Raw genomic sequence first — 24,747 nt, forward strand, 5'->3', positions numbered from 1 at the left:
TCATGGCCTCTATCCTGTTCACCGAAGATCACGAATGGATCAACAACGATAATGGCACCGCCACTGTCGGCATTACCGTACATGCGCAAGAACAGCTCGGCGACCTCGTATTCGTCGAACTGCCGGAAGTTGGCCGCAAGGTTACTAAAGGCGATGCCATCGTTGTGGTCGAATCCGTTAAAGCTGCTTCCGATGTTTACGCACCGGTTGACGGTGAAATCGTTGAAATCAACGATGCAGTTGTTAACGATCCATCCCTCATCAATCAGGCCGCAGAAGGCGAAGGCTGGTTGTTCAAGCTGAAGCTTTCCGATGAAGGCCAGCTGAATGGTCTGCTCGATGCAGCCGGTTATAAGGCACTGGTAGACTAATGACACAGGGTTCACTTCCATTTGTGGACCGTCATATCGGTCCCCGCGATGCGGATGAGCGCACCATGCTTGGTGCTCTCGGCGTCTCCTCGCTGGAAACACTCATCACACAGGCAGTGCCGGAATCCATTCGCTTTAACCGCGAACTGGATCTGCCACAGCCTTTGAGCGAAGCAGCAGCTTTGGCTGAACTTCAGCAGGTGATGAACCGCAATATCGTCAAAAAAAGCTTTATCGGTGCAGGTTACAGCGGTTGCTACACCCCACCGGTGATCCAGCGTAACCTGTTTGAAAATCCGGCATGGTACACGGCCTATACGCCTTACCAGTCAGAAATCAGTCAGGGTCGTCTGGAATTGCTGTTCCACTTCCAGACACTGGTAACCGAGTTGACCGGTCTGCCTGTTGCTTGCGCATCCTTGCTTGATGAAGCAACGGCTGTTGCAGAAGCAATGGCTATCGCTTACCGCCATCACCGCGAAAACCGTCACCGTGTGCTGATTGCCGGTGAACTGCATGCCCAGACTTTGGACGTTCTGCGCACCCGCGCTGAGCCTTTGGGCATCACCATTGAAACATCAGGCGATGTCGATGCAGACACCACCGCTCTGATCGTTCCTTGGCCTGATACAAAGGGCGTTTACGGCGATTATAAAGCTGTGATTGCTGCTGCAAAAGCACTTGGCACACAGGTGATTGCTGTTGCCGATCCGCTGGCTCTGACTGTCACAGAAGCGCCTGCTGAATGGGGTGCTGATATGGCTGTTGGTTCCATGCAGCGCTTTGGCGTGCCGATGGGCTTTGGTGGCCCGCACGCAGCCTATCTCGGCGTTTCACAGGCTTTGACCCGTATCATTCCGGGTCGTATCGTTGGCCAGTCCACCGATGCACACGGCCGTGTTGGTTACCGTCTGGCATTGCAAACCCGTGAGCAGCATATCCGTCGTGATAAAGCGACATCCAACATCTGTACCGCTCAGGCATTGCTGGCCAATATGGCTGCATCTTATGCTATTTATCATGGCCCATCCGGCTTGCAGTCGATTGCAACTGAAATTGCAAAACGCTCAAGCAATTTTGCCGATGCCGTGAAAAAAGCAGGCTTTGAACTGGCTGGCGACAAGCTGTTTGACACTGTCACCGTCAAAGTTCCGGGCAAAGCTGCATCGATTGCTGCCGAAGCTGACAAAGCTGACCGACTGCTGCGCGTCATTGATGCTGACACTGTGGCTGTGGCTTTTGACGAAACTTCAAGCGACGAAGATGTGGCAGCAATTGCCGCTCTCTTTGGTGCCACTGTTGCAAGCACTGATGCGACCCGTCTGCCATCGAAGCGCACGCTGGCCTTCCTGACACAGGAAGTGTTCCATCAGCACCGCTCCGAAACCGAAATGATGCGATTCTTGCGTCGTTTGGCAGATAAAGATCTGGCGCTTGACCGTGCGATGATTCCGCTCGGCTCTTGCACCATGAAGCTCAATGCGGCCGCAGAAATGATGCCTGTCAGCTGGAATACAGTTGCCAATATGCATCCGTTTGCACCGGCAGAACAGAGCACGGGCTATGCCCAGATGACCTCCGACGTTGAAAACTGGCTTTGCGAAATCACCGGCTTTGCCGCTGTTTCCTTGCAGCCAAACGCCGGTAGTCAGGGTGAATATGCCGGTCTTCTGGCAATCCGCCGTTACCATCAGTCCCGTGGCGACCATCAGCGCGATATCTGCCTGATCCCGTCATCGGCCCATGGTACCAACCCTGCCAGCGCCAGCATGGCCGGTATGAAAGTGGTTGTGGTCAACTGTCTGCCGGAAGGCGACATCGACATTGAAGACCTCAAGGCAAAAGCTGAAAAACACAGCGCCAACCTTGCAGCCTTCATGATCACCTACCCGTCCACTTACGGTGTGTTTGAAGAAGGCATCCGCGAATTCTGCGAGATCGTTCATTCCCATGGCGGTCAGGTCTATTTCGACGGTGCAAACCTGAACGCTCTGGTTGGCCTCGGCCGTCCTTGCGATATTGGTGCCGATGTTTGCCACATGAACCTGCATAAGACATTCTGCATCCCGCATGGCGGCGGCGGACCGGGCGTTGGCCCGATCGGTGTTGCCAAGCATCTGGTGCCGTTTATCCCGGGTCACGTGGAACAGGGTACCAGTCAGGCTGTTTCTGCTGCACCATTCGGCAGTGCGTCCATTCTGGTCATCACATGGATGTATATCCGAATGATGGGCGGTGCCGGTCTCAAACGCGCCACCAAAATGGCCATTCTCAACGCCAACTATATTGCGCATCGTCTGGAAGGCCACTTCCCGATCCTTTATAAAGGCAAGAACGGCCGCGTGGCACATGAGTGCATCGTGGACACCCGCGTGTTGAAAGATCAGGCAGGCATCAGCGTTGAAGATGTTGCCAAACGTCTGATCGACTACGGCTTCCATGCGCCAACCATGTCATGGCCGGTTTCCGGCACATTGATGATTGAGCCGACCGAATCCGAACCATTGGCTGAGATTGACCGTCTGTGTGACGCCATGATCGCCATTGCCGGTGAAGCGGACAAGGTTGCCTCCGGCCATTGGCCACTGGAAGACAACCCGCTGGTCAATGCGCCGCATACTGCCATTGATACAATCGGCGGTGAGTGGACGCATCCTTACTCACGTCAGGAAGCTGTATTCCCGAATGCAGATGCTGATCCGACCGCCAAATACTGGCCGCCGGTATCCCGCATCGACAACGTGGCCGGCGATCGTAACCTGATCTGCTCATGCCCTCCGATGCAGGCTTATGCCTAATTCAGATAGCTAAATTTGCAAAAAAGGCGCCATGGGAAACCATGGCGCCTTTTTCTTTTATCACGCAAAGCATTTTCGCCAGCAGTGGCTGGCTGCTCAGTCATGGCTGCCAAGTACTGGTTAACTGCAATATGTCTGTTCAAATTTCGGGCAAAAAAAGAGCCGGACTAAAAAGCCCGGCTTAAAATTTATGAAGGTGCCTTAAAGGCAAAACCTTCAGAGGGGAACACTTACCGCGCGCAATGGGAGGAGGCACAGCGGTAAGTAACCCTGATATGGATCAGCGGTCGTTAATATTCAACCCCTTTTGTCAAATTTTGTGAACATTTCGGTAAAAAATGAAAATTCATTTGAAAAAACGCTGATAAAACAGTGAATGCGCAACCAAAGAGCTTAAATAGCCTCGCATTTCAACTCAAATTCACCTGCTTAAACATTTTTAAAGAATCAGCATTTCCTTTTTGCAGGGGTGCGCGATACTGTCCGCCAAAAATCAGCCACTCAAATAAAAGGGGGAAATCATGTTCAGGTGGGGCATCCTGTCAACGGCGAATATCGGCATCAATCAGGTTATTCCGGCAATCTGCGCCAGTGAAAACGGTGTTGCGCACGCCATTGCCAGCCGCGATTTGGCCAAAGCGCGTCACGTTGCTGATCGTTTTGGTATGAAACACGCCTTCGGCTCCTATGACGAGCTGCTTGCCTGCGATGAGATCGACGGAATTTACATTCCGCTGCCGACATCGCAACATGTGGAATGGACACTCAAAGCGGCCAAAGCCGGTAAACATGTCTTATGCGAAAAGCCGATTGCGCTTAAAACAGCAGAAATTGATGCGCTGATTGCAGCACGCGATCAATATGGCGTGGTGATTTCTGAAGCTTTCATGGTTTATTACCATCCACAGTGGATCAAACTGCGTGAACTTCTGCAAGAAGGTGTGATCGGGCATTTACGCCGCGTGGAAGGCGTTTTCACTTACTTCAACAATGATCCCGCCAATATGCGCAATCAATTATCGCTTGGCGGTGGCGGCTTGCCTGATATCGGCGTTTATCCAGTGGTTACCACCCGTATGAGCACCGGCCTTGAGCCGAAGCGCATCCGCGCACAGATAGAATTTGACCCCACTTTCAAAACCGACCGCTACGCCAGCGTAGAAGCACAATTTGATGGGTTTGATTTGCATTTTTATGTGGCGACCCAGATGGCCTACCGCCAATCAATGATTTTTCATGGTGATAATGGCTATATTGAAGTGCATGCGCCCTTCAATCCGCTCAAATATGATCATGCCCAGATTACCGTGCATAATGTCACCCGCGACACCACGACCACCTACAGCTTCCAGAATATTAATCAGTATCAGTTGCAAGCTGAAACATTTGTGCGTAAAGCACGCGGCGCACCTGTCAGTGTTTTCAGTCTTGAAAACTCAAAAGGTAATCAGCATTTCATTGATATGGTCTATGAAGCCGGAAAAAAAGGAAACTGGACAGAGGTTTAAGACGTTTTTTCATGGTTTCAGGCAAAATAATGTCACTTGTGGCAGGAATCTTGCAGAACTGGCCTAAACCGACTTGCAGTGAAAATAACCCTTTCTTATATACCCCTCAACGGGATGCCTTAATTCGTCATGATGGGGCAGACTAGAACCGATAGGGGCCGCTTAACAGAACGCTCGTCAGAGGTCTAAGCGGTTTGCTGAATGGAGATAAAAATGGCTAAAGTAATTGGTATTGATCTGGGTACGACCAACTCCTGCGTAGCTGTCATGGACGGTAAAAACGCGAAGGTCATCGAAAATGCGGAAGGTGCACGCACCACCCCGTCGATTATCGCTTTCTCCGAAGGTGACGAACGCCTCGCTGGCCAGCCTGCAAAACGTCAGGCCGTTACCAATCCGGAAGGCACCTTGTTTGCTGTTAAACGTCTTGTCGGCCGTCGCTTCGACGATCCGATGGTCACCAAAGATAAAGATCTGGTGCCATACAAGATTGTTAAGGGCGACAATGGTGATGCGTGGGTAGAAGTCCACGGCACAAAATATTCACCTTCGCAGGTATCCGCGATGATCCTTCAGAAAATGAAGGAAACCGCAGAAGATTACCTCGGTGAAAAAGTTGAACAGGCTGTTATTACAGTTCCTGCATATTTTAACGATGCTCAGCGTCAGGCAACCAAAGATGCAGGCCGCATCGCTGGTTTGGAAGTTCTGCGTATCATTAACGAACCAACTGCTGCGGCTCTGGCTTACGGCCTCGATAAGAGCGAAGGCAAGACCATTGCGGTTTATGACCTTGGCGGCGGTACATTTGACGTTTCGATCCTCGAAATCGGCGACGGCGTATTTGAAGTAAAATCCACCAATGGTGATACATTCCTCGGTGGTGAAGACTTCGACATGCGTCTGGTTGAATATCTCGTCAATGAGTTCAAAAAAGAACAGGGCATTGACCTGAAGAACGACAAGCTTGCTCTGCAACGCCTCAAAGAAGCTGCTGAAAAAGCCAAGATCGAACTTTCATCTGCACAGCAGACCGAGATTAACCTGCCGTTCATCACCGCAGATCAGACCGGACCGAAGCATCTGGCCATCAAACTGTCACGTGCCAAGCTCGAAACCCTCGTGGACGATCTGGTACAGCGCACAGTCAACCCATGTAAGGCTGCATTGAAAGATGCTGGTCTGAAAGCCGGCGACATTGATGAAGTTGTTTTGGTTGGCGGTATGACCCGTATGCCAAAAATTCAGGAAGTCGTTAAAGAGTTCTTTGGTAAAGAGCCGCACAAGGGTGTGAACCCTGACGAAGTTGTTGCCATGGGTGCAGCAATTCAGGGCGGTGTCTTGCAGGGCGACGTGAAAGACGTGTTGCTCCTCGACGTTACCCCGCTTTCACTGGGTATCGAAACATTGGGCGGCGTTTTCACCCGTTTGATCGAGCGTAACACCACGATCCCTACCAAGAAGTCCCAGACTTTCTCGACCGCTGAAGACAGCCAGTCTGCTGTGACCATTCGTGTGGCTCAGGGCGAGCGCGAAATGGCTGCCGACAACAAGATGCTCGGCCAGTTTGATCTGGTTGGTATCCCACCGGCACCACGCGGCGTTCCGCAGATTGAAGTGACCTTCGACATCGATGCCAACGGTATTGTTAACGTGTCTGCAAAAGACAAAGGCACCGGCAAAGAACACCAGATCCGTATTCAGGCTTCTGGCGGTCTCTCCGATGCTGATATCGAGCAGATGGTTAAAGATGCCGAAGCCAACGCTGAAGCTGACAAGAAGCGCCGTGAAGCTGTTGAAGCCAAGAACCAGGCAGAAGGCCTCATCCATTCAACCGACAAGTCGCTGAAAGAATACGGCGAAAAGGTTTCGGCTGAAGACAAGCAGGCTATCGAAACTGCACTGGCAGCATTGAAAACTGCTGTTGAAGGTGATGATGCAGAAGACATCAAAACCAAGACACAGACCCTTGCTGAAGCTTCCATGAAGCTTGGTCAGGCCATGTATGAAGCCAATCAGGGCGAAGATGGTCAGGGCGGCGAAGAAGGTGCCCAGGCTTCTGATGACGACGTCGTTGACGCTGATTTCGAAGAAATCGACGACAACGAAAAGAAGTCATAATCTAACCGATATGTGGGGAGCCCGACTTTCAAGTCGGGCTTTCCGATATTCGAGCTTACATTTATGAAGCAAAACATTGGCGGCTGTTCCGGTTGTTTTGTTCTTAATTAACCGGTCAGAGGTCTCATCTTTAGGCACTCTGCTATTCACAGCCAGTCGCGATAACATCTTGTTTTAGATCTGGTATCGCAGCCAGTTTCCATATGTTTTGCGCGCTGTGAGGTCATTAAAGTTTTTGGCCGTCATTATGAGAGCCGCCTGAAAGACGAATTCATGAAGATCGACTATTACGAAATCCTTGGTGTTACCAAAACAGCTGACGATAAAGTTCTGAAATCGGCATATCGTAAACTTGCCATGCAGTTCCACCCCGACAAAAACCCGGGCGATGCGGAAGCAGAGCGCAAGTTTATTGAGCTTGGTGAAGCCTATGATGTGCTGAAAGACCCGCAGAAACGCGCAGCCTATGATCGCTTTGGCCATGCTGCCTTTGAAAATGGCGGCGGCGGTGCCGGTGGTTTTGGCGGCGGCTTCGGTGGTGGTTTCGGCGGTGCCGGTGGCTTCTCCGATATTTTTGAAGATATTTTTGGCGAGATGATGGGTGGCGGTCGCCAGCGCCGCTCCGGCGGACGCGAACGCGGTGCTGATCTGCGCTACAATATGGAAGTTTCACTCGAAGAAGCTTTCAGCGGTAAAACGGCACAAATCCGTGTGCCAAGCTCCATCACCTGCGATGAATGCAGTGGCTCAGGCGCAAAGCCTGGCACGCAGCCTGTCACCTGTGCCACCTGTGGTGGTGCCGGACGTGTGCGCGCCTCGCAGGGCTTCTTCTCAGTTGAACGCGCCTGCCCGACCTGTAACGGCCGCGGCCAGACCATTCCTGATCCTTGCACCAAATGCTCCGGCACAGGTCATGTTTCGCAAGAGCGCTCGCTCTCGGTTAATATTCCGGCCGGCATTGAAGATGGCACCCGCATCCGTTTGTCGGGTGAAGGTGAAGCCGGTACACGCGGCGGCCCTTCGGGTGATCTCTACATCTTTATCTCCATCAAGCCGCATGAGTTCTTCCAGCGCGACGGAGCCGACCTTTATTGCAAAGTGCCGATTTCCATGACCACGGCAGCCCTTGGAGGCCAGTTTGAAGTGACCACACTGGATGGCACGCAAACACGGGTGAAAATTCCGGAAGGCACGCAAAACGGCAAACAGTTCCGCCTTAAGGCAAAGGGCATGCCGGTGCTGCGTCAAACCAATATCGGCGACCTTTACATTCAGGTGGCAATTGAAACGCCGCAGAATCTCAATAAGCGCCAGCGCGAGCTGTTGCAGGAATTTGAAGAAATTTCTTCCAAAGAAAATAGTCCGCAATCAACCGGATTTTTCGCACGGATGAAAGATTTCTTTGAAGGAATTAAAGATTAAGGGGCTTTTAGCCCCTTTTTCTTTGTCTTTTTGCATTTATCATCAAACGTAAAACTGTTTCATAAAAAAATGAACTGTGAATTCAAACACGCGAAAAAGCAATTTCTTGCCATAAATTTCGTGCTATGAACGAAAACCTTGAAGCAGTTTGATGTTTGATGAGTGCACCAAATTGTTTTTTGCCAAGTGACGTTAATGGGAGATCGCATAATGGCAGGACCGCTGGCACGTAAATTCGCCGAGAAATTCAACGAAGAAATTCGCTTCTTTAAAGGCTGGATTGACGGGCCGAAAGCCGTCGGAGCCATTTTACCGACAAGTTCCATTACTGCTCGCCGCATGGCAAGTGTTATCGACACAACATCCAAAATGCCGGTGCTTGAACTCGGGCCCGGCACAGGTGTGATCACCAAAGCGATTTTGCAGCACGGTGTAAAACCGCAGGATCTTTACTGCGTCGAATATTCAGAAGATTTTGCGAAACATCTGCGCATTAATTTTCCGGACGTAAACATTATTCAGGGCGATGCTTTTGATCTCGATACCACTTTGGGCGACAACAAAGACATGTTGTTCGACAGTGTTATATCAGCTGTGCCACTGTTGAACTTCCCTGTTCCGGCTCGCGTCCAGATCATTGAAGATCTGCTGCGCCGCGTGCCAGCCGGTCGTCCGGTTATTCAGATCACTTATGGCCCGCTTGCCCCTGTTCCGGCAGGCAAAGGCAATTATGTGGTCAAGCATTATGACTTTGTCATGCGCAATGTGCCGCCTGCACAATTATGGGTCTATCGCAGCCCGCTTTCTTAACCGAAACCTGCTTTGAAGGAGCACTCATCCATGACCTCTAAAATTCTGGTGTTTGCCGGTTCGGTTCGCAACGGCGCTTTCAGCCAGCATATGGCTGATGCAGCAGCGCGTGAACTGAAAAAACAGGGTGCAGAAGTCACGCAAATTTCACTGCGTGATTATCCGCTGCCGATCATGGATGAAGACCTTCAAAGCGAGCATGGCATACCTGAGCCAGCCATGCAGCTCGCCCGCATTATCGCCAAACAAGATGGCTTGATGATCTGCTCGCCCGAATATAATGCGTCCATTCCGCCATTGTTGAAAAACACACTGGACTGGGTCAGCCGTATTTCCAAAGACGGCGATGCTCCGCTTAAACCCTATGCAGGTCTGACTACCGCTTTGTGCTCCACCTCCAACGGAGCCTTTGCGGGTATGCGCGGCCTTTATCATCTGCGTGCGGTTTTAATGGCGGTCGGCGCACAGGTTCTGACCGAGCAATGTTCGGTTTCAGGTGCTGCCAATGCTTTTGAAACAGACAACACGCTCAAAGATGAACGCAGTCAACGCGCCCTCACTAATGCCTGCCGTATTCTGATTGAAAATTGTCAACGCTGCCCGCGCACTTAGCAGGCAAGTTCTCAAACGTAAATCTGTTGAAGAATTGCCCTCTCATTTTGAGCTGTGCGAGAGACCATTACTTGCCAAAACCGGCACGCGGCGCTGTCATTTTAAGCTGTGAGAGCGTCCTTTGCGTGCCAAAACCGGCACGCGGCGCTCTCATGCGTTTATAGACTTTCACAACACCGATGTTTGTGCCAATAACAGTCTGTTTGTGAAAAGATAAAAGGGTAAAATGACATGACTGTGGAAGATGTACGCAGCCGTCTCATTGTCGGGCTTGATGTGCCGACGGTTAAAGACGCAGAGCAAGTCGTTCATGAATTAGGCGACACGGTTTCCTTCTACAAAGTCGGTCACCAATTGGTATTTGCCGGTGGGTTGGATTTTGTCCGCACCTTGATTGCAGCCAAGAAACAAGTATTTCTGGATATGAAACTGCTGGACATCGATAATACGGTGGCCAAAGGCGTGGAAAATATCGCTAAAATGGGCGTATCCATGCTGACATTGCATGCTTATCCTAAAGCGATGCGCGCAGGCGTTGAGGCGGCTAAAGGCTCCGGTCTTTGCTTGCTTGGTGTCACGGTTCTCACCTCCATGGATAATGCCGACCTCGTCGAAGCCGGCTATAAAGATGATGCACAGACACTGGTGCTGCGTCGTGCAGCCCAAGCGCGTGAAGCCGGTATGGGCGGCGTAGTGGCCTCAGCCGCAGAAGCCGCCGCCATTCGCCAGATTGTTGGCAATGATCTGGCAATCGTCACCCCCGGCATCCGCCCGCAAGGCGCAGAGCTTGGTGACCAGAAGCGTGTCATGACCCCGTCCGATGCTCTTAAAGCCGGTGCCAGCCATCTGGTTGTCGCACGCCCGATTATTGCAGCACCGGACAGACGGGAAGCGGCGGAGAAAATCCTCGCCGAAATGGCCGCAAGCTAATCACCCCTAAAGTATAAAGCCAAAGTCTGAATGCCGCATTGCGGGCAGGTTTTTGAAAAGCTTAAAGTTTCATCTTAATCATCAGGAGGAGATTGATCATATGACCAAAGCTTATTGGATTGCACGAGTCGATGTTAAGGATCCGGAGCGTTACAAGGATTACGTTTCGACCGCCAAGCCAGCCTTTGAACGCTACGGCGCCAAGTTTCTTGCCCGCGGCGGCAGAGCCGAATTGGTTGAAGGCAAATGCCGTGCCCGCAACGTGATTATCGAATTTGAATCAATGCAGCACGCGCTCGATTGCTTCAACTCGCCGGAATATCAGGCAGCACAGGCCATCCGCCAAACCGTTGCCGACGGCGAGATTGTACTGGTGGAAGCAGCCGTTTAAAATAAACTCTATATCCGCTCTCGCCTTCACTTGAACTTGAGGGCGGATATCCTATTTGCCATAAACACTTAAATGACAAACGCGAACGCCCTTAGGAGACCATGGCCTTGAAGATTGCAGTTCAGATGGACCATATCAGCACGATCAATATTACAGGGGACACTACTTTCGCGCTTTGTCTGGAAGCACAGGCGCGCGGCCACGAGCTTTATCACTACACCCCTGACCGCCTTTCAATGCGCGACGGTGTGGTGACAGCCCGCCTTGAAAAACTCGAAGTCCGCGATGTCAAAGGCGACCATTACACCTTAGGCGAGCCGGAACGTCGTGACTTGTCGGAAATGGATGTGGTGCTACTGCGCCAAGATCCGCCATTCGATATGAATTACATTACCACCACGCATTTGCTTGAGCGTATCCACCCGAAAACACTGGTGGTCAACGATCCGGCATGGGTGCGCAACAGCCCTGAAAAAATCTTCGTCACAGAATTTCCGGACTTGATGCCGGAAACGCTGATTACCAAAGATATTCAGGAAGTGCTGGAATTTCGCAAACAATATGGCGACATCATTATCAAGCCGCTTTACGGCAATGGTGGCGCCGGCGTTTTCCACCTCACCACCGACGACCGCAATCTGACATCGCTGCTGGAAATGTTCGAGCAGATGTATCGCGAGCCATTTATTGCACAGCGTTATCTGAAAGATGTTCGTGCCGGTGACAAGCGCATTATCCTGATTGACGGTGAACCCGTTGGCGCGATCAACCGCGTACCGGCTGAAAGTGATGCCCGCTCCAACATGCATGTGGGCGGCCGTGCAGAAGCCACCGAACTGACTGCGCGCGAACAGGAAATTTGCGCCCGCATTGGCCCGTCACTGAAAGAGCGCGGCTTTATTCTCGTCGGTATTGATGTGATCGGCGATTACATGACCGAAATCAATGTGACCTCGCCGACAGGTTTGCGTGAAATTAAACGCTTTGGCGGTGCTGATGTAGCAGCCCTTTTCTGGGATGCGGTGGAAGCCAAGCGTAACTAAATTCCTATTGAAGCACTCTCTTTGACATGATCTATTCGTAAGGGCTGCGATGATAATCGCGGCCCTTATTATATTAGTCGGGAGGGCTTTTATGATTTCACGTGTAGGTACGGTCGCATTTCAAGGCATTGATGCCGTTCCTGTTGATGTGCAAATCATGGTCGCTCCGGGCAAGATGGGCATTTCCATTGTCGGCCTGCCCGATAAAGCGGTTGCTGAAAGCCGCGAGCGTGTGCAGGCAGCGCTTCATGCCTGCGGCTTGTCCCTGCCTGCCAAACGCGTCACCATCAATCTGGCACCTGCCGATTTGCCCAAAGAAGGCTCGCATTACGATCTGCCGATTGCCATGGGACTGATGGCAGCCATTGGCGCTATTCCGCAAGATGTGCTTCAGGAATATGTGGTACTTGGCGAATTATCCCTTGATGGCTCCATCACCGCGGTTGCAGGTGTGCTTCCCGCTGCGATGGGAGCCAACCGGCAAAATAAAGGGCTGATCTGCCCTAATGCGTGCGGAGCAGAAGCTGCATGGGCAGGAGCAGACATTGATATTCTGGCACCACGCAGCCTGATTGCACTCGCCAATCATTTCAAAGGAACGCAGGTTCTCTCCCGTCCAGAACCCGCCAAACATTTAAGCCTTTCCTCCTCGCTTGATCTGGCGGACATCAAGGGACAGGAAACCGCTAAACGCGCGCTTGAAGTTGCAGCTGCCGGTAGCCATAATTTGCTGATGGTTGGCCCTCCGGGTTCAGGCAAATCAATGCTCGCGCAAAGATTGCCGACAATACTGCCGCCGCTTTCACCGCGTGAACTGCTTGATGTTTCGATGATTGCCTCTATTGCCGGAGAGCTTACCGGTGGCCGCCTCTCCGACCAGCGCCCGTTTCGTGCGCCCCATCATTCCGCCTCCATGGCGGCAATGGTTGGTGGCGGCCATCGCGCCAAACCGGGGGAAGTATCGCTTGCCCATAATGGCGTGTTGTTTCTGGATGAATTGCCGGAATATAGCCCGCAAGTGCTCGATTCTCTGCGCCAGCCATTAGAATCGGGTGAAGTCATTATCGCGCGTGTGCAGCATCGCACCCAATATCCGGCACGCTTTCAGCTGATCGCCGCCATGAACCCCTGTCGTTGCGGCATGGCAGGCGAACCGGGACACACCTGCGCCAGAGGTCCGCGCTGCCAGACCGATTATCAGGCGCGGATTTCCGGCCCCTTGATTGACCGTATTGACCTGCGGGTGGATGTGGCAGCGGTTTCAGCGCTTGATCTGATACAACCCGCCACTGGCGAAAGCAGTGCAGTGATTGCGGCGCGCGTAGCCGGTGCGCGTCAAATTCAACAACAGCGCTATCTGAGTTTAGGTCTTGATAGTTTTATGACCAATGCCAGTTGCCCGACCGCCTTGGTGGAAAAGATTGCCGTGCCGGATCAGGCAGGCTTGCAGCTTTTGCATAGTGCCAGCAAGGCCATGCAATTTTCTGCCCGCGCCTATCATCGTATTTTAAAAGTGGCGCGCACACTTGCCGATCTGGAGGCGCAAGAAAATATCAGCGCCAAACATCTGGCCGAAGCCATTTCCTACCGCATGGGTGCGGAACGATTATTATCTGCTTAAAGATAGTTTTTTAACGGCGAACCGAACCGACAACCAGATTGCTTGGTGTTTCAATCGAAACCCACTGGCCGGTGTTTTGGTCGGACTGGCGCTTCAGATAAGTGTAGTCGGTTGCCTGCCAGTTCAAAATTTCATCGGTCAGATTATCAAGGATGAAATCGCCGCGATCTGTGCGCAATGTTAAAACCGCATGGCCTTCGCCATCAGGCTTACGCACAACGGTAATCAGCATATGAGACAGTGAAATGCCTGCCTGTGCCAGCTCGCGCTGCTTGAGCAAAACATAATCCTCACAATCACCAACGGTGGTTGGATAGGCCCAATATTCTTCCTGACCATAAATTTCCATATCGGTCATCGGCTGGATGCGGTCATTAACGGAAAGATTGACCTGCACAATCTTGTTCCAGATCTGCTGATCAAGCTTCAGCGGTGCCATGCTTTTGTTGCGGATACCGCATTCAGCACTTTCACGTTTGCAGAATTCATAATGGCCGATTGGCTGTGATGTCAGACCACCGGTGATCATAAATTCGCCCGATGCAGCGGCAGTTGAGGCAAAGATGCCGAAGGCGGCAACTGCACTTAAAACACCAACTGAAACTTTTTTAAACACGGGAAACATACTCAACGCCTTTGCCGCGGGTCAAAACATTAACAAAACGTTAATGATAGACAGGCGTAAGAGTCAATTCGTAGAAAGCTTTCCGCCCCGAACTTCTTAAAAATTGGTTAACAACCACAAGCCCTCAATTTTCTGCAATCAGAGCGGTTCTCGGCATAAAATACGCAAAAACCGCCTAGGCCGGACAACGCGCAATAATAATTTTATTGCGCAGCACCCCCTACAAACAGACTATTGCAATCAAATTAGAGAAGTGCTTTGTAATTAGATTAAGGGAACAGGCCGTTCCTGCCATTAAACTCAGGCTTTTATAAAAGCTGCTATGACAGCATTTGGTAATTGCGGGGGAAACAACTGATCGTCGCTCAGAAAGCTCGGCAGTTGCAAGAAAAGACATAAGGGATTGATCCCGATTAAGGAGAGTAGAATGAAATTCAAGCTTCTGTCAGGCGTAGTATTTGCCGCCAGCCTGGGTTTTGCCAGCGCAGCCTATGCAGACATCACCATCGGCTTGATTGCACCACTGACAGGCCCTGTGGCCGCTTTTGGTGAGCAAGTTAAAAACGGTGCTGAAACTGCTGTTGAAGAAATCAACAAAAATGGCGGTGTGCTTGGTGAAAAACTCGTCCTAAAAGTCATCGATGATGCCGGTGAGCCAAAGCAGGGTGTTTCGGCTGCCAACCAGATCATCGCCGACGGTGTTAAATTTGTTGTTGGCCCTGTCACCACCGGCGTAACCATGCCTGTATCGGACGCTTTATCTGAAAACGGCGTTGTAATGGTTACCCCGACCGCAACCGGCCCGGACCTGACCAATCGTGGTCTTGATTATATTCTGCGTACCTGCGGCCGTGATGACCAGCAGGCCGACGTGATGGCTGATTATGTTGTCGCCAACATGAAAGACAAAAAAGTTGCCATCGTTCACGATAAGGCAGCTTACGGTAAAGGTCTTGCTGATGCGTTCAAAAGCGCCATCAACAAAGGCGGCATGACCGAAGTGCATTATGATGCCGTAACACCTGGCGAAAAAGACTATAGCGCTCTCGTCACCAAGCTGAAAGCAGCTGGCGCAGAGGTTGTTTATATTGGTGGTTACCATACTGAAAGCGGCCTGCTTTCCCGCCAGCTCAAAGATGCCGGCGTGAATGTTACCATTCTGGGCGGTGAAGGTCTTTCCAACACTGAATATTGGGCTATCGGTGGCAGCTATGCCGATAATACCATCTTCACCAATGCCGCAGACGCAATGAAGAATGAAGATTCCAAAGCCGCTGCTGCAGCGCTGGCTGCAAAAAACATTCCGGCAGAAGCCTTCACCATGAATGCTTATGCAGCCGTGGAAGTTCTGGCCGCTGGTATTGCTAAAGCCGGTAAGGCAGACGACGCTGATGCCGTTAATAAAGCCATTAAAAGCGGTGACCAGATTGCAACCTCAATCGGCAAGCTCAGCTATGGCGAAACAGGCGATCTGACTTCACCAAGCTTCTCACTTTACAAGTGGGTTGATGGCAAGATTGCCGACCTCGACTAAAACCTGCCTTTAATTCTTGTAATCTGCTGAAAACCAAGAATTAATTTGCACAGTTAAACAAAATAAAAGGCGCTTTCTAAAAGAAGCGCCTTTTATTTTTAATTAATACTTAAAACAGTTTGACAACACGAGCGAACACCCCAAAACTCAGACTATAAAAGCTTTTATACCTGCTAATACTCTGGCCGCGTGAATGCGGTATTTATTCACCGGGATTAACTCCGCTTTAACCATCCTGCCATAATTTTAATGTCAGGGATTTGAGCGGATATATGAGGGCGAGCATCATGCAGCGCTATAGATTTGATGATAAAACGGTTTTGATTGAAGCTCTGGTTGAGCTCCTTAATCAAGGCGTCGAGCCGGACGAGCTGGACACAGTATTAAGCCGTATTGGTCCGGTTGATCTTGATCTGATGCATGAATGCTTGTGCGATATTTACGCCTATAACAATATCAGCATGGAAGAAGTTCACATGGCTGCCTGATCTGGCGCCGGACATTCACTTTGCAATATTGGGACTTTGCAGCATTGAAAGTTCTGACAGTTTAAGACCTGTCATTAATCTGTAATGATGACGCTCTATAGATAATGACAGATCAGAGATTATTTCGCTCATGACCACGGAAGTACTGGCATTCGAGTGAAATAAGCAGCGGAAGGTCGGGGAAACCCCGACCTTTTTCGCATTTTAAGGCCTGTGAAATTATGGCCTCCACGCACCCGTTTTAAAGCGGGCGCGGATAATCACGATAAACGCGCGCAATATCACTCAAAACGTCATCGCTTAAACGAAGCTCACTGGCCGCAATATTGCTCTTGAGCTGATCCATTGATGTTGCACCGATAATAACCGCTGTCATAAACGGGCGGCTCAAAGCAAAGGCCAGTGCCATCTGGGCAATATCAAGCCCATGCTTATCAGCAACAGCACAATATTCCCGCACGGCTTTTGAAGCATGTTCATTGTTACGCCAGAAGCCATCAATAGCGACAGTGCCACGCGCACCTGCCGGCATAGCGCCATCCAGATATTTACCGGTCAGCACACCGGCAGCAAGCGGCGAATAAGCCAGCAAGCCCACCTTCTCGTGACGGGCAACTTCTGCCAGATCATAATCGAAATGACGCTGCAACAGGCCATATTCATTTTGAATGCTGACCAACGGCGCAAAGCCCGCTTCACGCGCCAAACGCTGCCACTGCATCACGCCCCATGCGGTTTCGTTGGAAAGACCCGTGTGACGGATTTTTCCCTCTTTCACCATATCATTGAGCCCTTCAAGCGCATCAGCCATGCGCTCCAGCACGCTTTCGGTCGAATGCGCCGGATCATCCGAATAAGCATCATAATTCCATGCTGCGCCAAAATGAAAATTCGGACGGCTCGGCCAGTGAATTTGATAAAGATCGATATAATCCGTCTGCAAGCGGCGCAGGCTTGCCTCTACCGCTTCGCGAATATTCTGGCGGGTTGGTGCTGCACCATCGCGGATCCACTTTTGCCGGCCACCGCCGGAAATTTTAGAGGCTAAAATAATCTTGTCACGCGCACCGGACTTTTTAAACCAGCTACCGATATGATTTTCGGTCTTACCAAAGCTTTCCGCCGACATCGGCACGGCATAACCTTCGGCTGTATCAATAAAATTAATACCTTGCTCAAGCGCATAATCTAACTGGGCATGCGCATCTGCTTCACTGTTTTGAGCACCCCATGTCATCGTACCCAAACAAATTTCGGTCACTTGCAGGTCTGTACGACCCAGTTGCTTCATTTTCAAAGTTACATTCCCTGGAAGTTCAAATCTCGCCCCAAGATGTAACGTGCAAAACAATCAGGCGCTACACTCAATATCATTTTTTACAACAGGCAGCGCTTGAAGCTAAACGCTGCCTGCTATTTTCACTCAGCAACCGTGATGATGGTCGGTCTGCGCATAGGCTTTGCCAAAGCGGTTTTCTAAAAACTTGCTCAAGGCAATTTCTTCTTGTTTCACAAAACCTTTTTGCGGCAGATGACCATCGGCCAGCATGTCGAGGACAGCGCAAATAGCCGAAGCCGTGGTGATTTGAATACCGCTGCGCACCACATCACCAATCGCACGGGCATAAACCTTATTGGCATAGGTTTCCTGCACCAGACGGCCATTTTTACGACCGCTCACGGTCACAAAAATCACCACTACGTCCTGTAAAGTAGAAGGCAGCGCATTTTCAAAAATATCTTTAAGCACGTCACGACGATCGCGCAGCCCCAAATCATTGAGCAGCGCTTTCATAATCGCCGCATGGCCGGGATAGCGAATCGTGCGGTAATTGAGCGTGCGCACTTTACCTTTCAGGGTTTCGCATAAAGTGCCAAGCCCGCCGGACGTATTGAAAGCTTCATAGGTCACCCCATCCAGCGAAAACTCCTCACGCTCTTCCAGCGCCGGAACCTCTGTCAGCTCGCCGTCGACAATCGCCTCACATGGCTCACAATATTCGTTGATAACGCCATCTGTGCTCCATGTCAGATTATAGTTGAGCGCATTGGATGGATATTGCGGCAAGGCACCAACCCGCATACGCACAGTGTCCAGCGTGTCAAAATGGCTGGCCAGATCATAAGCCACAATAGAGATGAAGCCAGGCGCCAGACCACATTGCGGGATGAAACAGGTCTTGGCGGTTTTAGCCAGATCTTTCACAAAACGGGTGCTGGCCACATCTTCCGTCAGATCAAGATAATGCACCTCTGCATCGGCAGCCGCTTGCGCTATGCGGGTGGTAAGATGAAAAGGTGCCGCACTTAAAACGGCAAATTTACCGGTCAGCACTGTTTTCAGCTCATCCGCATTTTCAATATCAATCATGCTGGTCTTGATGCCTTTAGAGGCCTCCAATGCATCCAGCTGCGCCTGCGAGCGGTCAATAACTGTGACAGTATAATCACCCGTCGCATTCAGAAGATCAGCAATGGTTGCCCCAATTTTACCCGCACCGACAACAACAACTTCTTTCATGACAATCTCCCTCGAATTCCTGATATGGGTTCAGGATCGCAGAGATTTTAAGCAAATAGTAGCTGCATATACGACGATATGACGTTGCCAATTTGAACAATTTGACGTAAACTTTTATCATTATGCTGACAAAAGCCGATCACACCCTGATTGCATTACTGCGTGAAAATGCACGCTCCTCCACCACCGATCTGGCAAGACGGTTAGGTGTATCGCGCACAACTGTGCAAAGCCGCCTTGAAAGACTGGAAAAATCCGGTGCAATTGAAGGCTATACGGTGCGCCTTTCGCCAGCTTACGAAAAAGATCTGGTGCGCGCCCATGTACTGCTCACATGCCTGCCAAAATTATCGCCGCAAGTGGAAGCACGCTTGCGCACAATTCTGGCCGTGCGCTCTCTCCATTCGGTCAGCGGCCATTATGACATGGCTGCGGTCGTTGAAGCCCCGTCTATCGGCGAACTGGATCAGGTGCTGGATCAGATCGGCGCATTGGAAGGGGTCGAGCGCACCATGTCGTCGATTATTTTATCAACGCGAATCGAACGCTAAAATTTAATCACCGCTCAACCGGTAATCTCATATGCACTTGCAAGCATTGCAAATGACCTGCACGCATATGCTGATTATAATAGTCAAATCCAAGATAAAATAAGGAGGAAAATTTGGTGGAGCCAAGCGGGGGCTGCACAACATCCTAACAACCCATTGATCTTATTGATTTTCAATGATAATTCCGGCTAAAGTTGGTCTGAAACGTTGGTCTGAAATGGCAAAATCTCCAAAGAAATACCTTAATCAGCGCGGCTATAAATACTGGTTCAAGCGGGAAATTCCCAAAGCCATACGTAGCAGTTTCAACAATCAGACTGCTTATCTTGTTAATCTCGAAACAAGCGACTTGCGCGAAGCAGCCAAGCGCCGTGATGAACTTGTGCGTGAAACTGATCTTCTGTTTACACAAGCCCGGGACGGCCAGCTGCAAAACACGAAAATAGATAAGATTGCAAAACTAGCAGAGATATGGCGCGGAGAGATTGAGGAAGCCAGCAAGAACCCACGTGCATGGTCAGCCAGAATTAGCCACCGTAACGAAGCTGATATTCTTGATGAAGAAGTTTCATCGCCTATGGACTTCATTGAAGAGGATGTTGAAACGATCACTCGTGAACATGGCGCGAAGGAAGCACAACGCTTCCAAGACCTCATTCACGGTCATGTCGACATCGATCATCATATCGAGGCATACCTGAAAGAAGCCGATCTGGCACCGAAGACGACCAACGAAAGGCGCAACCTGATCAAGACTTTTACGAGATGGGCTAATAAGGAAGGCTTGAAGTTGCCTGAAATCGACCGCCTTACAGCAGGTCGCTATTATACAAACAATATCTCCCCGCTTCACCCTGCGACAGCCAAGAAGCATTTGGGGAGCGTCAAGCTGTATTGGGACTATCTGATCATTCGCGGCCACGTTACAGGGCAAAACCCTTGGGAAAACCAAACCCTTCAATCCCGTAAGCGCCGAGTTGAACGCGGCAGCTACATCACAGAGCGGCCTTTCACAGAACACGAAATCAGCACACTTCTTTATTCTGCGTTTCCCAAAGGGATGCGCAAAGACTTCCAGCAACAAATTGAAGATGCGATGCGTATATCTGCGCTTTCAGGCATGAGGCTTGCTGAGATTATCACTTTGTGGGTTGAAGAGTGCCCGTTGGATCAAGACGGCATAGGTTTCTTCAATATTCAGCAAGGCAAGACCAGCGCAGCCGCTAGAAAGGTGCCTATTCACCCAGACCTAATTGAGATTGTGCGTCGCAGGTCAGAAGGAAAGAAGCCACAAGATTGGCTGTTCCATGAATTAGCGCATGAGCGCGATCCCGGTGACATCTTCGGTAAGCGCTTCGCCAACTATCGCGAGAAGCTTGGCGTAGACGATAAGCGAGAAGATAGACGCAGAAGCCTTGTTAACTTCCATTCATTCCGCCGCTGGTTCGTCACAGAGGCAGAACGCGCTGGTCAGCCGGAGAGCACCATCTCGCAAGTCGTTGGCCATGAGGAAGGTCGCAGATCGATTACGTTCAAGGTCTATTCAGGAGGTACGTCGGATGAACAACGGCGACGCTGTGTTGAAGCTGTGAAGCTGCCGAATGCGAGAGAGGACTGAACTCGAAAAAAACGATGAAAATCCTACATTTTTTTTGGGGGGGCGAGTTTGTCAATGTCAGCGTACCACCGGTGTGTTTTATCGCTGTTGAAATCAGCGCAGACTTTATACGAAGGGGATGTAAGGTGCAGCAAGCTATTGACGTTAGGATGCTCATGTGACGCTATAGCAAGTGTCAGTAGTGTTTGATACGGCCGGGGGTGCGACATTTTTCAGAACAATCCAATAAGCGGCATCGACTTGTGGACAGGAATCCCAAACTGTCAGACAGCGCATGATGCTTTGCTGGCAATTCTGCTGCAGGTCACCGCTCCTCTTGCTCCACACATAACGTTGGGGACTAGAAGGCAGGGAAATTTGGGTGAGTTTGTAGCTTTCTTCGTAGCTCGCAATAACGCATTTCCATACACACACGTCTTCGCTTTGAACGTTTTTTCTCCACTGCAGAACATTTCAAGTCCTGGGCTTGACCTGACCTACGCCTATTTCGACGGCAACGATCCGCGAAACGATCTCGTCTATTTGCAGGAAGTCAAAACAACTGGCGGCATCGACCTAGGTTATGCTGATAGCTTGATAGGCGACTATCGTAAGTTATTTGACGAGGACCCCGCATTAACCCTAAGCACTCGACTACAGGGAGTAGCGGGGAAATTGGAGTATGCAGATAATAGGCCGGATCTCGCGGACCGGCTTCGCCAGCTGTCTGAAACCACTGCATCACGGTGTACTCGCGTTAATTTGGTTCCAACATTGGTTCATGAGAGAGCGGGAACCGCGCCAGTTCCCAAGATGATCGCTGTTAAGGCGGCTATTACGGCGCTCGGCTGGGCGCCCGGCCAAATCGCGCCTTGGTCAATAGCAATGAAAGACCTGATAGATCGGCTCACTAGACTTTCACGGGGACTAAATTGAAACTCCCTGACAATTATATCGCTGCCGAAAATAGCTCCGCCGCAATGTTGCGGGGGCAAAATCTCGCGCCGTTTTCTGTGGGTGAGATGCTCGCCATTGCTCAGAACGTCATGGGTGCTTATCAGCGAGCTCCAATTATTGAGCAATCTGGAGCTCTTCACAACGAAGATAGTGCAAAGCCATTAATTGCGGCAGCACGTATTTTAGAGGTGATTGGGCACAATCAGACAAGGCGCGAGGTAGAGAGTGACATCATCCGTCGCACACAATTGCTCGCTGCATTAGCATTCGGAATGGCTGGCAATCTGCCATCGGCAGCAGCAATCATCAGGCGAATGAAACTTGAAGAGATGGGTTCGGATGCGGAGTTTGTGTCGGTTGCCGTTACCTCTCCAGCCACTATTCCTGAACTTCTGGCCATAGATAACGTTCGAGGTTCGCTGCGATCATTTCTAGAGCACTTGGCGTATGTTCTGTATTCTGGAGATCCGGTATATGAGGGGCAGTTGATGCCCCTGTTATCCGGGCTGATTGGTAATGCAACAGGTCCATTCAACACGGCATTGCTAGTTAACGCACGGCTAGTATTGAAACACGTCATCGATTTATCGGTTGCCAGAGCGCTTACCCGATCATCAGCCTTCATGCGCTCATTCGGTGAGGCGCTTTATAATCACGGTAGGCCATGCTTTCTTCCGCCTCAGAAGCAAATTCTCGAACACAGCAATTTTGGGAATACTGGCGCTAATGCTGTTGTAACGGTTCCAACAAGTGGCGGAAAAACACTGCTTGCAGAGTTTGCTATCGCTCGCGCCTTAGAGGCGGGACCTGGTCTAGCGGTTTATGTCGTTCCATACATTGCACTGGGCAATCAAGTCCGTGACACTCTCAGTCGGCATTTTGGGACGTTGGCAAGGGTTCACGCACTATTCGGTGGGTTTAAAGCGGATAGCTATATAGATCCAACCGCTCATCGCGAAATCGTTGTTGCGACGCCTGAGCGCCTCGACGCTCTTCTAAGAACTGGGTCATTATACAGCAGCTTGCGAGTGGCAATATTTGATGAAGCGCATATCATTGAAAATGGAGTGAGAGGCACACGAATAGAGGCGCTTATTACCCGGTTACGCCTACAACAGCAGTTTGGAGCCAAGTTCAGATTGATTTTGCTATCTGCCGTACTGAGCAATGTCGATGCGATGTGTAAGTGGCTGGGACCAGACACGGTTAACGTAAATAATAATTGGCGTCCTACTGCGCGTCGTGTTGCGATATGGCGCAATACTGGCCGTTTAGAATGGATTTACGCCAACGACACACTTCGACCGGACGGCCGTCAACCGAATGAAACGCTTGTTGAGCAGGTGTTGCCGTGGCCCAAAACGATGTACGCGACAGACACCTACCAAGGAATCCGCTCTCAACTTCCCGCAGCCTTCACAAATGTGGCCTATCTAGCGAGGTTCATGTGGCAACTGCTGGGTGGTCCGATACTGATTGTATGCGGAACGAAGGCGAATACTCGTGGCTTAGCTAAAACGCTTGCCTCATCGATTGTGCCTCGTTCGGTGCAGCCGCAGTGTATCATCGATATAATTGAATTAATTAATCGAGAGCACAAGCATCTTTCAGGACTATCGTACTTGTTAAATCGAGGAGTCACCTATCATAACGCATCCCTGCCGATGGGTGTTCGAAAACTTATTGAAGAGGCAATTCGGCAAAGAGAAATCATGTTTGTCTCGGCAACGACGACTTTGGCAGAAGGGGTGGATCTTCCTTTTCGGACCACCATCCTGTTCGATTGGCTCTCTGGTTTCAAAGAAAAGCAAAGTCCGATGCCCTCGCTTCTCTTCCGAAACATCGCAGGGCGTTGCGGGCGAGCGGGTGAATTTGTAGAGGGCGATACGATTATATTTGATAATCTGCTAGGTGCATTGCGGTACACGCATGAAGCTGTACGCGGTGAAGCGCAAACCCAGTTGCTAGCTGCACCGCAGCCCCTTATGAGCACCATTGGGAACGACAATCTCCCGCCGCACGAGCGTGAGGCAATAAAGGCAACGATCTCTTCCCAGCTAATGGCAGTGATCCCAGAACATCCAATGGTGGATAATATCGACCAGCATTTTGCGCGATCAACCTACGCTCACTTTATAGGGAAAGATGCGTCTTCGGCTTTGCTGGACGCCCGGCGCGAGCTTTTGGATAGTAGCCAAAGCGAGCCGTTTGCCCGTGCCGCAAGCCCGATGTGGCTAACACCGAAAGGCATAGCTGCGAACGCGACAGGCTTGTCGGCCGCAACGGTAAATGAGTTGGTCACCTTTCTGGCAAGCCTTCCCGCTCAAATGGATATTGATTTATTATCTTTGGAGTTGATCAAAACTGTTGGGTTCCTACCGGAACAGGGAAACCTAACTCTGGCGGAATTGGCAGCTGGAACGCTAAAAAAATCCTATCTCGACATCAACGAGTGGTCAGAACTGAGCCTTAAGTGGCGCACTCGGGTCAAGTACGAAGAAATGTTCGTGGAAATGCAAAAGGCGCAGAAAAGCAAATCTGCGGTACATCCACGTGTCTGGATCGAAGGCCAAAGTGAAAACGATTATGTCGAAGGGCAGTACGATAAATTTGTCGAGGTGATAGAGTACGGCTTCGGTGTCTTTCTACCTTGGATGTTAAGAGCGTGCTCCTATCTGGCCCCGATCTCGGGCAATGCACACGCCATCACACGGGATTGGACAGGTGAGGCTGCGCTATACGAGAATTCGCGGGTAACAGACTTGGAGGCGGCTGATGAGAACGTCGAAATGTAACCCTATAGTGCGGCGAGAAAACTCAAATTTCCGCGTTTAGGCGCCAAGATTG

The 24,747-nt window shown here is 50.7% G+C and carries 20 protein-coding genes; 17 read left to right on the forward strand and 3 right to left on the reverse strand.

The window, feature by feature from the left end; genetic code table 11:
- The first annotated feature begins 2 nt into the window (after positions 1–2).
- From gcvH to ABDZ76_RS04840, 11 genes are all read left to right on the forward strand, one after another.
- A complete protein-coding gene (gene gcvH / locus ABDZ76_RS04790; RefSeq protein ID WP_343802013.1) occupies positions 3–371 on the forward strand; it encodes a glycine cleavage system protein GcvH in 369 nt (122 codons plus the stop codon).
- Positions 371–3,169 (forward strand): aminomethyl-transferring glycine dehydrogenase, encoded by a 2,799-nt coding sequence (gene gcvP / locus ABDZ76_RS04795; protein WP_343802016.1) that lies wholly within the window; start codon positions 371–373, stop codon positions 3,167–3,169. Before gcvH ends, gcvP begins: the two co-directional genes overlap by 1 nt.
- Positions 3,170–3,690: 521 nt before the next feature.
- The gene (locus ABDZ76_RS04800) at positions 3,691–4,677 is read left to right on the forward strand and encodes a Gfo/Idh/MocA family protein (RefSeq protein WP_343802019.1); all 987 of its coding nucleotides are present in this window, start codon (positions 3,691–3,693) and stop codon (positions 4,675–4,677) included.
- A 213-nt stretch (positions 4,678–4,890) separates the two neighbouring features.
- Complete coding sequence (gene dnaK / locus ABDZ76_RS04805; protein ID WP_343802022.1) at positions 4,891–6,798, forward strand: molecular chaperone DnaK; 1,908 nt, start codon at positions 4,891–4,893, stop codon at positions 6,796–6,798.
- A gap of 273 nt (positions 6,799–7,071) precedes the next feature.
- Complete coding sequence (gene dnaJ / locus ABDZ76_RS04810; RefSeq protein WP_343802025.1) at positions 7,072–8,220, forward strand: molecular chaperone DnaJ; 1,149 nt, start codon at positions 7,072–7,074, stop codon at positions 8,218–8,220.
- Between the two features lie 210 nt (positions 8,221–8,430).
- Positions 8,431–9,030 carry a phospholipid N-methyltransferase PmtA gene (gene pmtA, locus ABDZ76_RS04815; protein WP_343802028.1) on the forward strand — a complete coding sequence of 200 codons (600 nt, stop codon included), beginning with the start codon at positions 8,431–8,433 and terminating at the stop codon, positions 9,028–9,030.
- A gap of 30 nt (positions 9,031–9,060) precedes the next feature.
- The gene (locus ABDZ76_RS04820; protein WP_343802031.1) at positions 9,061–9,642 is read left to right on the forward strand and encodes an NADPH-dependent FMN reductase; all 582 of its coding nucleotides are present in this window, start codon (positions 9,061–9,063) and stop codon (positions 9,640–9,642) included.
- A gap of 231 nt (positions 9,643–9,873) precedes the next feature.
- Entirely contained in the window at positions 9,874–10,572 is a 699-nt protein-coding gene (pyrF, locus tag ABDZ76_RS04825; RefSeq protein WP_343802034.1) for an orotidine-5'-phosphate decarboxylase, read from the forward strand.
- Positions 10,573–10,672: 100 nt separating this feature from the next.
- Positions 10,673–10,963 carry a DUF1330 domain-containing protein gene (locus tag ABDZ76_RS04830; RefSeq protein ID WP_343802037.1) on the forward strand — a complete coding sequence of 97 codons (291 nt, stop codon included), beginning with the start codon at positions 10,673–10,675 and terminating at the stop codon, positions 10,961–10,963.
- Positions 10,964–11,064: 101 nt separating this feature from the next.
- Positions 11,065–12,006, forward strand: coding sequence for a glutathione synthase (gshB, locus tag ABDZ76_RS04835; RefSeq protein WP_343802040.1), 942 nt, complete (start codon positions 11,065–11,067; stop codon positions 12,004–12,006).
- Between the two features lie 91 nt (positions 12,007–12,097).
- The gene (locus ABDZ76_RS04840) at positions 12,098–13,627 is read left to right on the forward strand and encodes a YifB family Mg chelatase-like AAA ATPase (RefSeq protein WP_343802043.1); all 1,530 of its coding nucleotides are present in this window, start codon (positions 12,098–12,100) and stop codon (positions 13,625–13,627) included.
- 10 nt (positions 13,628–13,637) lie between these two features.
- Here ABDZ76_RS04840 and ABDZ76_RS04845 read toward each other — a convergent pair whose 3' ends face one another.
- A complete protein-coding gene (locus ABDZ76_RS04845) occupies positions 13,638–14,156 on the reverse strand; it encodes a transglutaminase-like cysteine peptidase (protein ID WP_343803107.1) in 519 nt (172 codons plus the stop codon).
- A 523-nt stretch (positions 14,157–14,679) separates the two neighbouring features.
- On the opposite strand from ABDZ76_RS04845, the gene ABDZ76_RS04850 reads away from it, so the two are divergent.
- Both ABDZ76_RS04850 and ABDZ76_RS04855 read left to right on the forward strand, forming a co-directional pair.
- Entirely contained in the window at positions 14,680–15,786 is a 1,107-nt protein-coding gene (locus tag ABDZ76_RS04850; RefSeq protein WP_343802046.1) for a branched-chain amino acid ABC transporter substrate-binding protein, read from the forward strand.
- A gap of 287 nt (positions 15,787–16,073) precedes the next feature.
- Positions 16,074–16,274, forward strand: coding sequence for a hypothetical protein (locus ABDZ76_RS04855; protein ID WP_343802049.1), 201 nt, complete (start codon positions 16,074–16,076; stop codon positions 16,272–16,274).
- Between the two features lie 241 nt (positions 16,275–16,515).
- Here the strand turns inward: ABDZ76_RS04855 and ABDZ76_RS04860 are convergent, their stop codons facing one another.
- Positions 16,516–17,565, reverse strand: a complete 1,050-nt coding sequence (locus ABDZ76_RS04860; RefSeq protein WP_343803110.1) for an aldo/keto reductase — start codon at positions 17,563–17,565, stop codon at positions 16,516–16,518.
- Positions 17,566–17,697: 132 nt separating this feature from the next.
- Entirely contained in the window at positions 17,698–18,795 is a 1,098-nt protein-coding gene (locus ABDZ76_RS04865) for a saccharopine dehydrogenase family protein (RefSeq protein ID WP_343802052.1), read from the reverse strand.
- A 122-nt stretch (positions 18,796–18,917) separates the two neighbouring features.
- Here ABDZ76_RS04865 and ABDZ76_RS04870 point away from each other — a divergent pair, with 122 nt between their 5' ends.
- The 4 genes from ABDZ76_RS04870 to ABDZ76_RS04885 all read left to right on the forward strand — a co-directional run bounded on the left by ABDZ76_RS04870 (position 18,918) and on the right by ABDZ76_RS04885 (position 24,695).
- Positions 18,918–19,346, forward strand: a complete 429-nt coding sequence (locus tag ABDZ76_RS04870) for an Lrp/AsnC family transcriptional regulator (protein WP_343802055.1) — start codon at positions 18,918–18,920, stop codon at positions 19,344–19,346.
- A gap of 175 nt (positions 19,347–19,521) precedes the next feature.
- On the forward strand, positions 19,522–20,964 hold the full coding sequence (locus tag ABDZ76_RS04875) for a tyrosine-type recombinase/integrase (RefSeq protein ID WP_343802058.1): 1,443 nt from the start codon (positions 19,522–19,524) through the stop codon (positions 20,962–20,964).
- Between the two features lie 357 nt (positions 20,965–21,321).
- Positions 21,322–21,879 (forward strand): hypothetical protein, encoded by a 558-nt coding sequence (locus ABDZ76_RS04880; protein ID WP_343802061.1) that lies wholly within the window; start codon positions 21,322–21,324, stop codon positions 21,877–21,879.
- A complete protein-coding gene (locus ABDZ76_RS04885) occupies positions 21,876–24,695 on the forward strand; it encodes a DEAD/DEAH box helicase (RefSeq protein ID WP_343802064.1) in 2,820 nt (939 codons plus the stop codon). The genes ABDZ76_RS04880 and ABDZ76_RS04885 overlap by 4 nt, the downstream gene beginning before the upstream one ends.
- Positions 24,696–24,747 lie beyond the last annotated feature (52 nt).

The sequence above is a fragment of the Paenochrobactrum glaciei genome, assembly GCF_039522165.1.
GTDB classification, from domain to species: Bacteria; Pseudomonadota; Alphaproteobacteria; order Rhizobiales; family Rhizobiaceae; genus Paenochrobactrum; species Paenochrobactrum glaciei.

Excerpts from the sequence above, each read along its gene's own strand:
- gcvH (WP_343802013.1), top strand. The coding sequence starts at position 3 with ATGGCCTCTATCCTGTTCACCGAAGATCACGAATGGATCAACAACGAT.
- gcvP (WP_343802016.1), top strand. The coding sequence starts at position 371 with ATGACACAGGGTTCACTTCCATTTGTGGACCGTCATATCGGTCCCCGC.
- ABDZ76_RS04800 (WP_343802019.1), top strand. The coding sequence starts at position 3,691 with ATGTTCAGGTGGGGCATCCTGTCAACGGCGAATATCGGCATCAATCAG.
- dnaK (WP_343802022.1), top strand. The coding sequence starts at position 4,891 with ATGGCTAAAGTAATTGGTATTGATCTGGGTACGACCAACTCCTGCGTA.
- dnaJ (WP_343802025.1), top strand. The coding sequence starts at position 7,072 with ATGAAGATCGACTATTACGAAATCCTTGGTGTTACCAAAACAGCTGAC.
- pmtA (WP_343802028.1), top strand. The coding sequence starts at position 8,431 with ATGGCAGGACCGCTGGCACGTAAATTCGCCGAGAAATTCAACGAAGAA.
- ABDZ76_RS04820 (WP_343802031.1), top strand. The coding sequence starts at position 9,061 with ATGACCTCTAAAATTCTGGTGTTTGCCGGTTCGGTTCGCAACGGCGCT.
- pyrF (WP_343802034.1), top strand. The coding sequence starts at position 9,874 with ATGACTGTGGAAGATGTACGCAGCCGTCTCATTGTCGGGCTTGATGTG.
- ABDZ76_RS04830 (WP_343802037.1), top strand. The coding sequence starts at position 10,673 with ATGACCAAAGCTTATTGGATTGCACGAGTCGATGTTAAGGATCCGGAG.
- gshB (WP_343802040.1), top strand. The coding sequence starts at position 11,065 with ATGGCCTTGAAGATTGCAGTTCAGATGGACCATATCAGCACGATCAAT.
- ABDZ76_RS04840 (WP_343802043.1), top strand. The coding sequence starts at position 12,098 with ATGATTTCACGTGTAGGTACGGTCGCATTTCAAGGCATTGATGCCGTT.
- ABDZ76_RS04845 (WP_343803107.1), bottom strand. The coding sequence starts at position 14,156 with ATGATCACCGGTGGTCTGACATCACAGCCAATCGGCCATTATGAATTC.
- ABDZ76_RS04850 (WP_343802046.1), top strand. The coding sequence starts at position 14,680 with ATGAAATTCAAGCTTCTGTCAGGCGTAGTATTTGCCGCCAGCCTGGGT.
- ABDZ76_RS04855 (WP_343802049.1), top strand. The coding sequence starts at position 16,074 with ATGCAGCGCTATAGATTTGATGATAAAACGGTTTTGATTGAAGCTCTG.
- ABDZ76_RS04860 (WP_343803110.1), bottom strand. The coding sequence starts at position 17,565 with ATGAAGCAACTGGGTCGTACAGACCTGCAAGTGACCGAAATTTGTTTG.
- ABDZ76_RS04865 (WP_343802052.1), bottom strand. The coding sequence starts at position 18,795 with ATGAAAGAAGTTGTTGTTGTCGGTGCGGGTAAAATTGGGGCAACCATT.
- ABDZ76_RS04870 (WP_343802055.1), top strand. The coding sequence starts at position 18,918 with ATGCTGACAAAAGCCGATCACACCCTGATTGCATTACTGCGTGAAAAT.
- ABDZ76_RS04875 (WP_343802058.1), top strand. The coding sequence starts at position 19,522 with ATGATAATTCCGGCTAAAGTTGGTCTGAAACGTTGGTCTGAAATGGCA.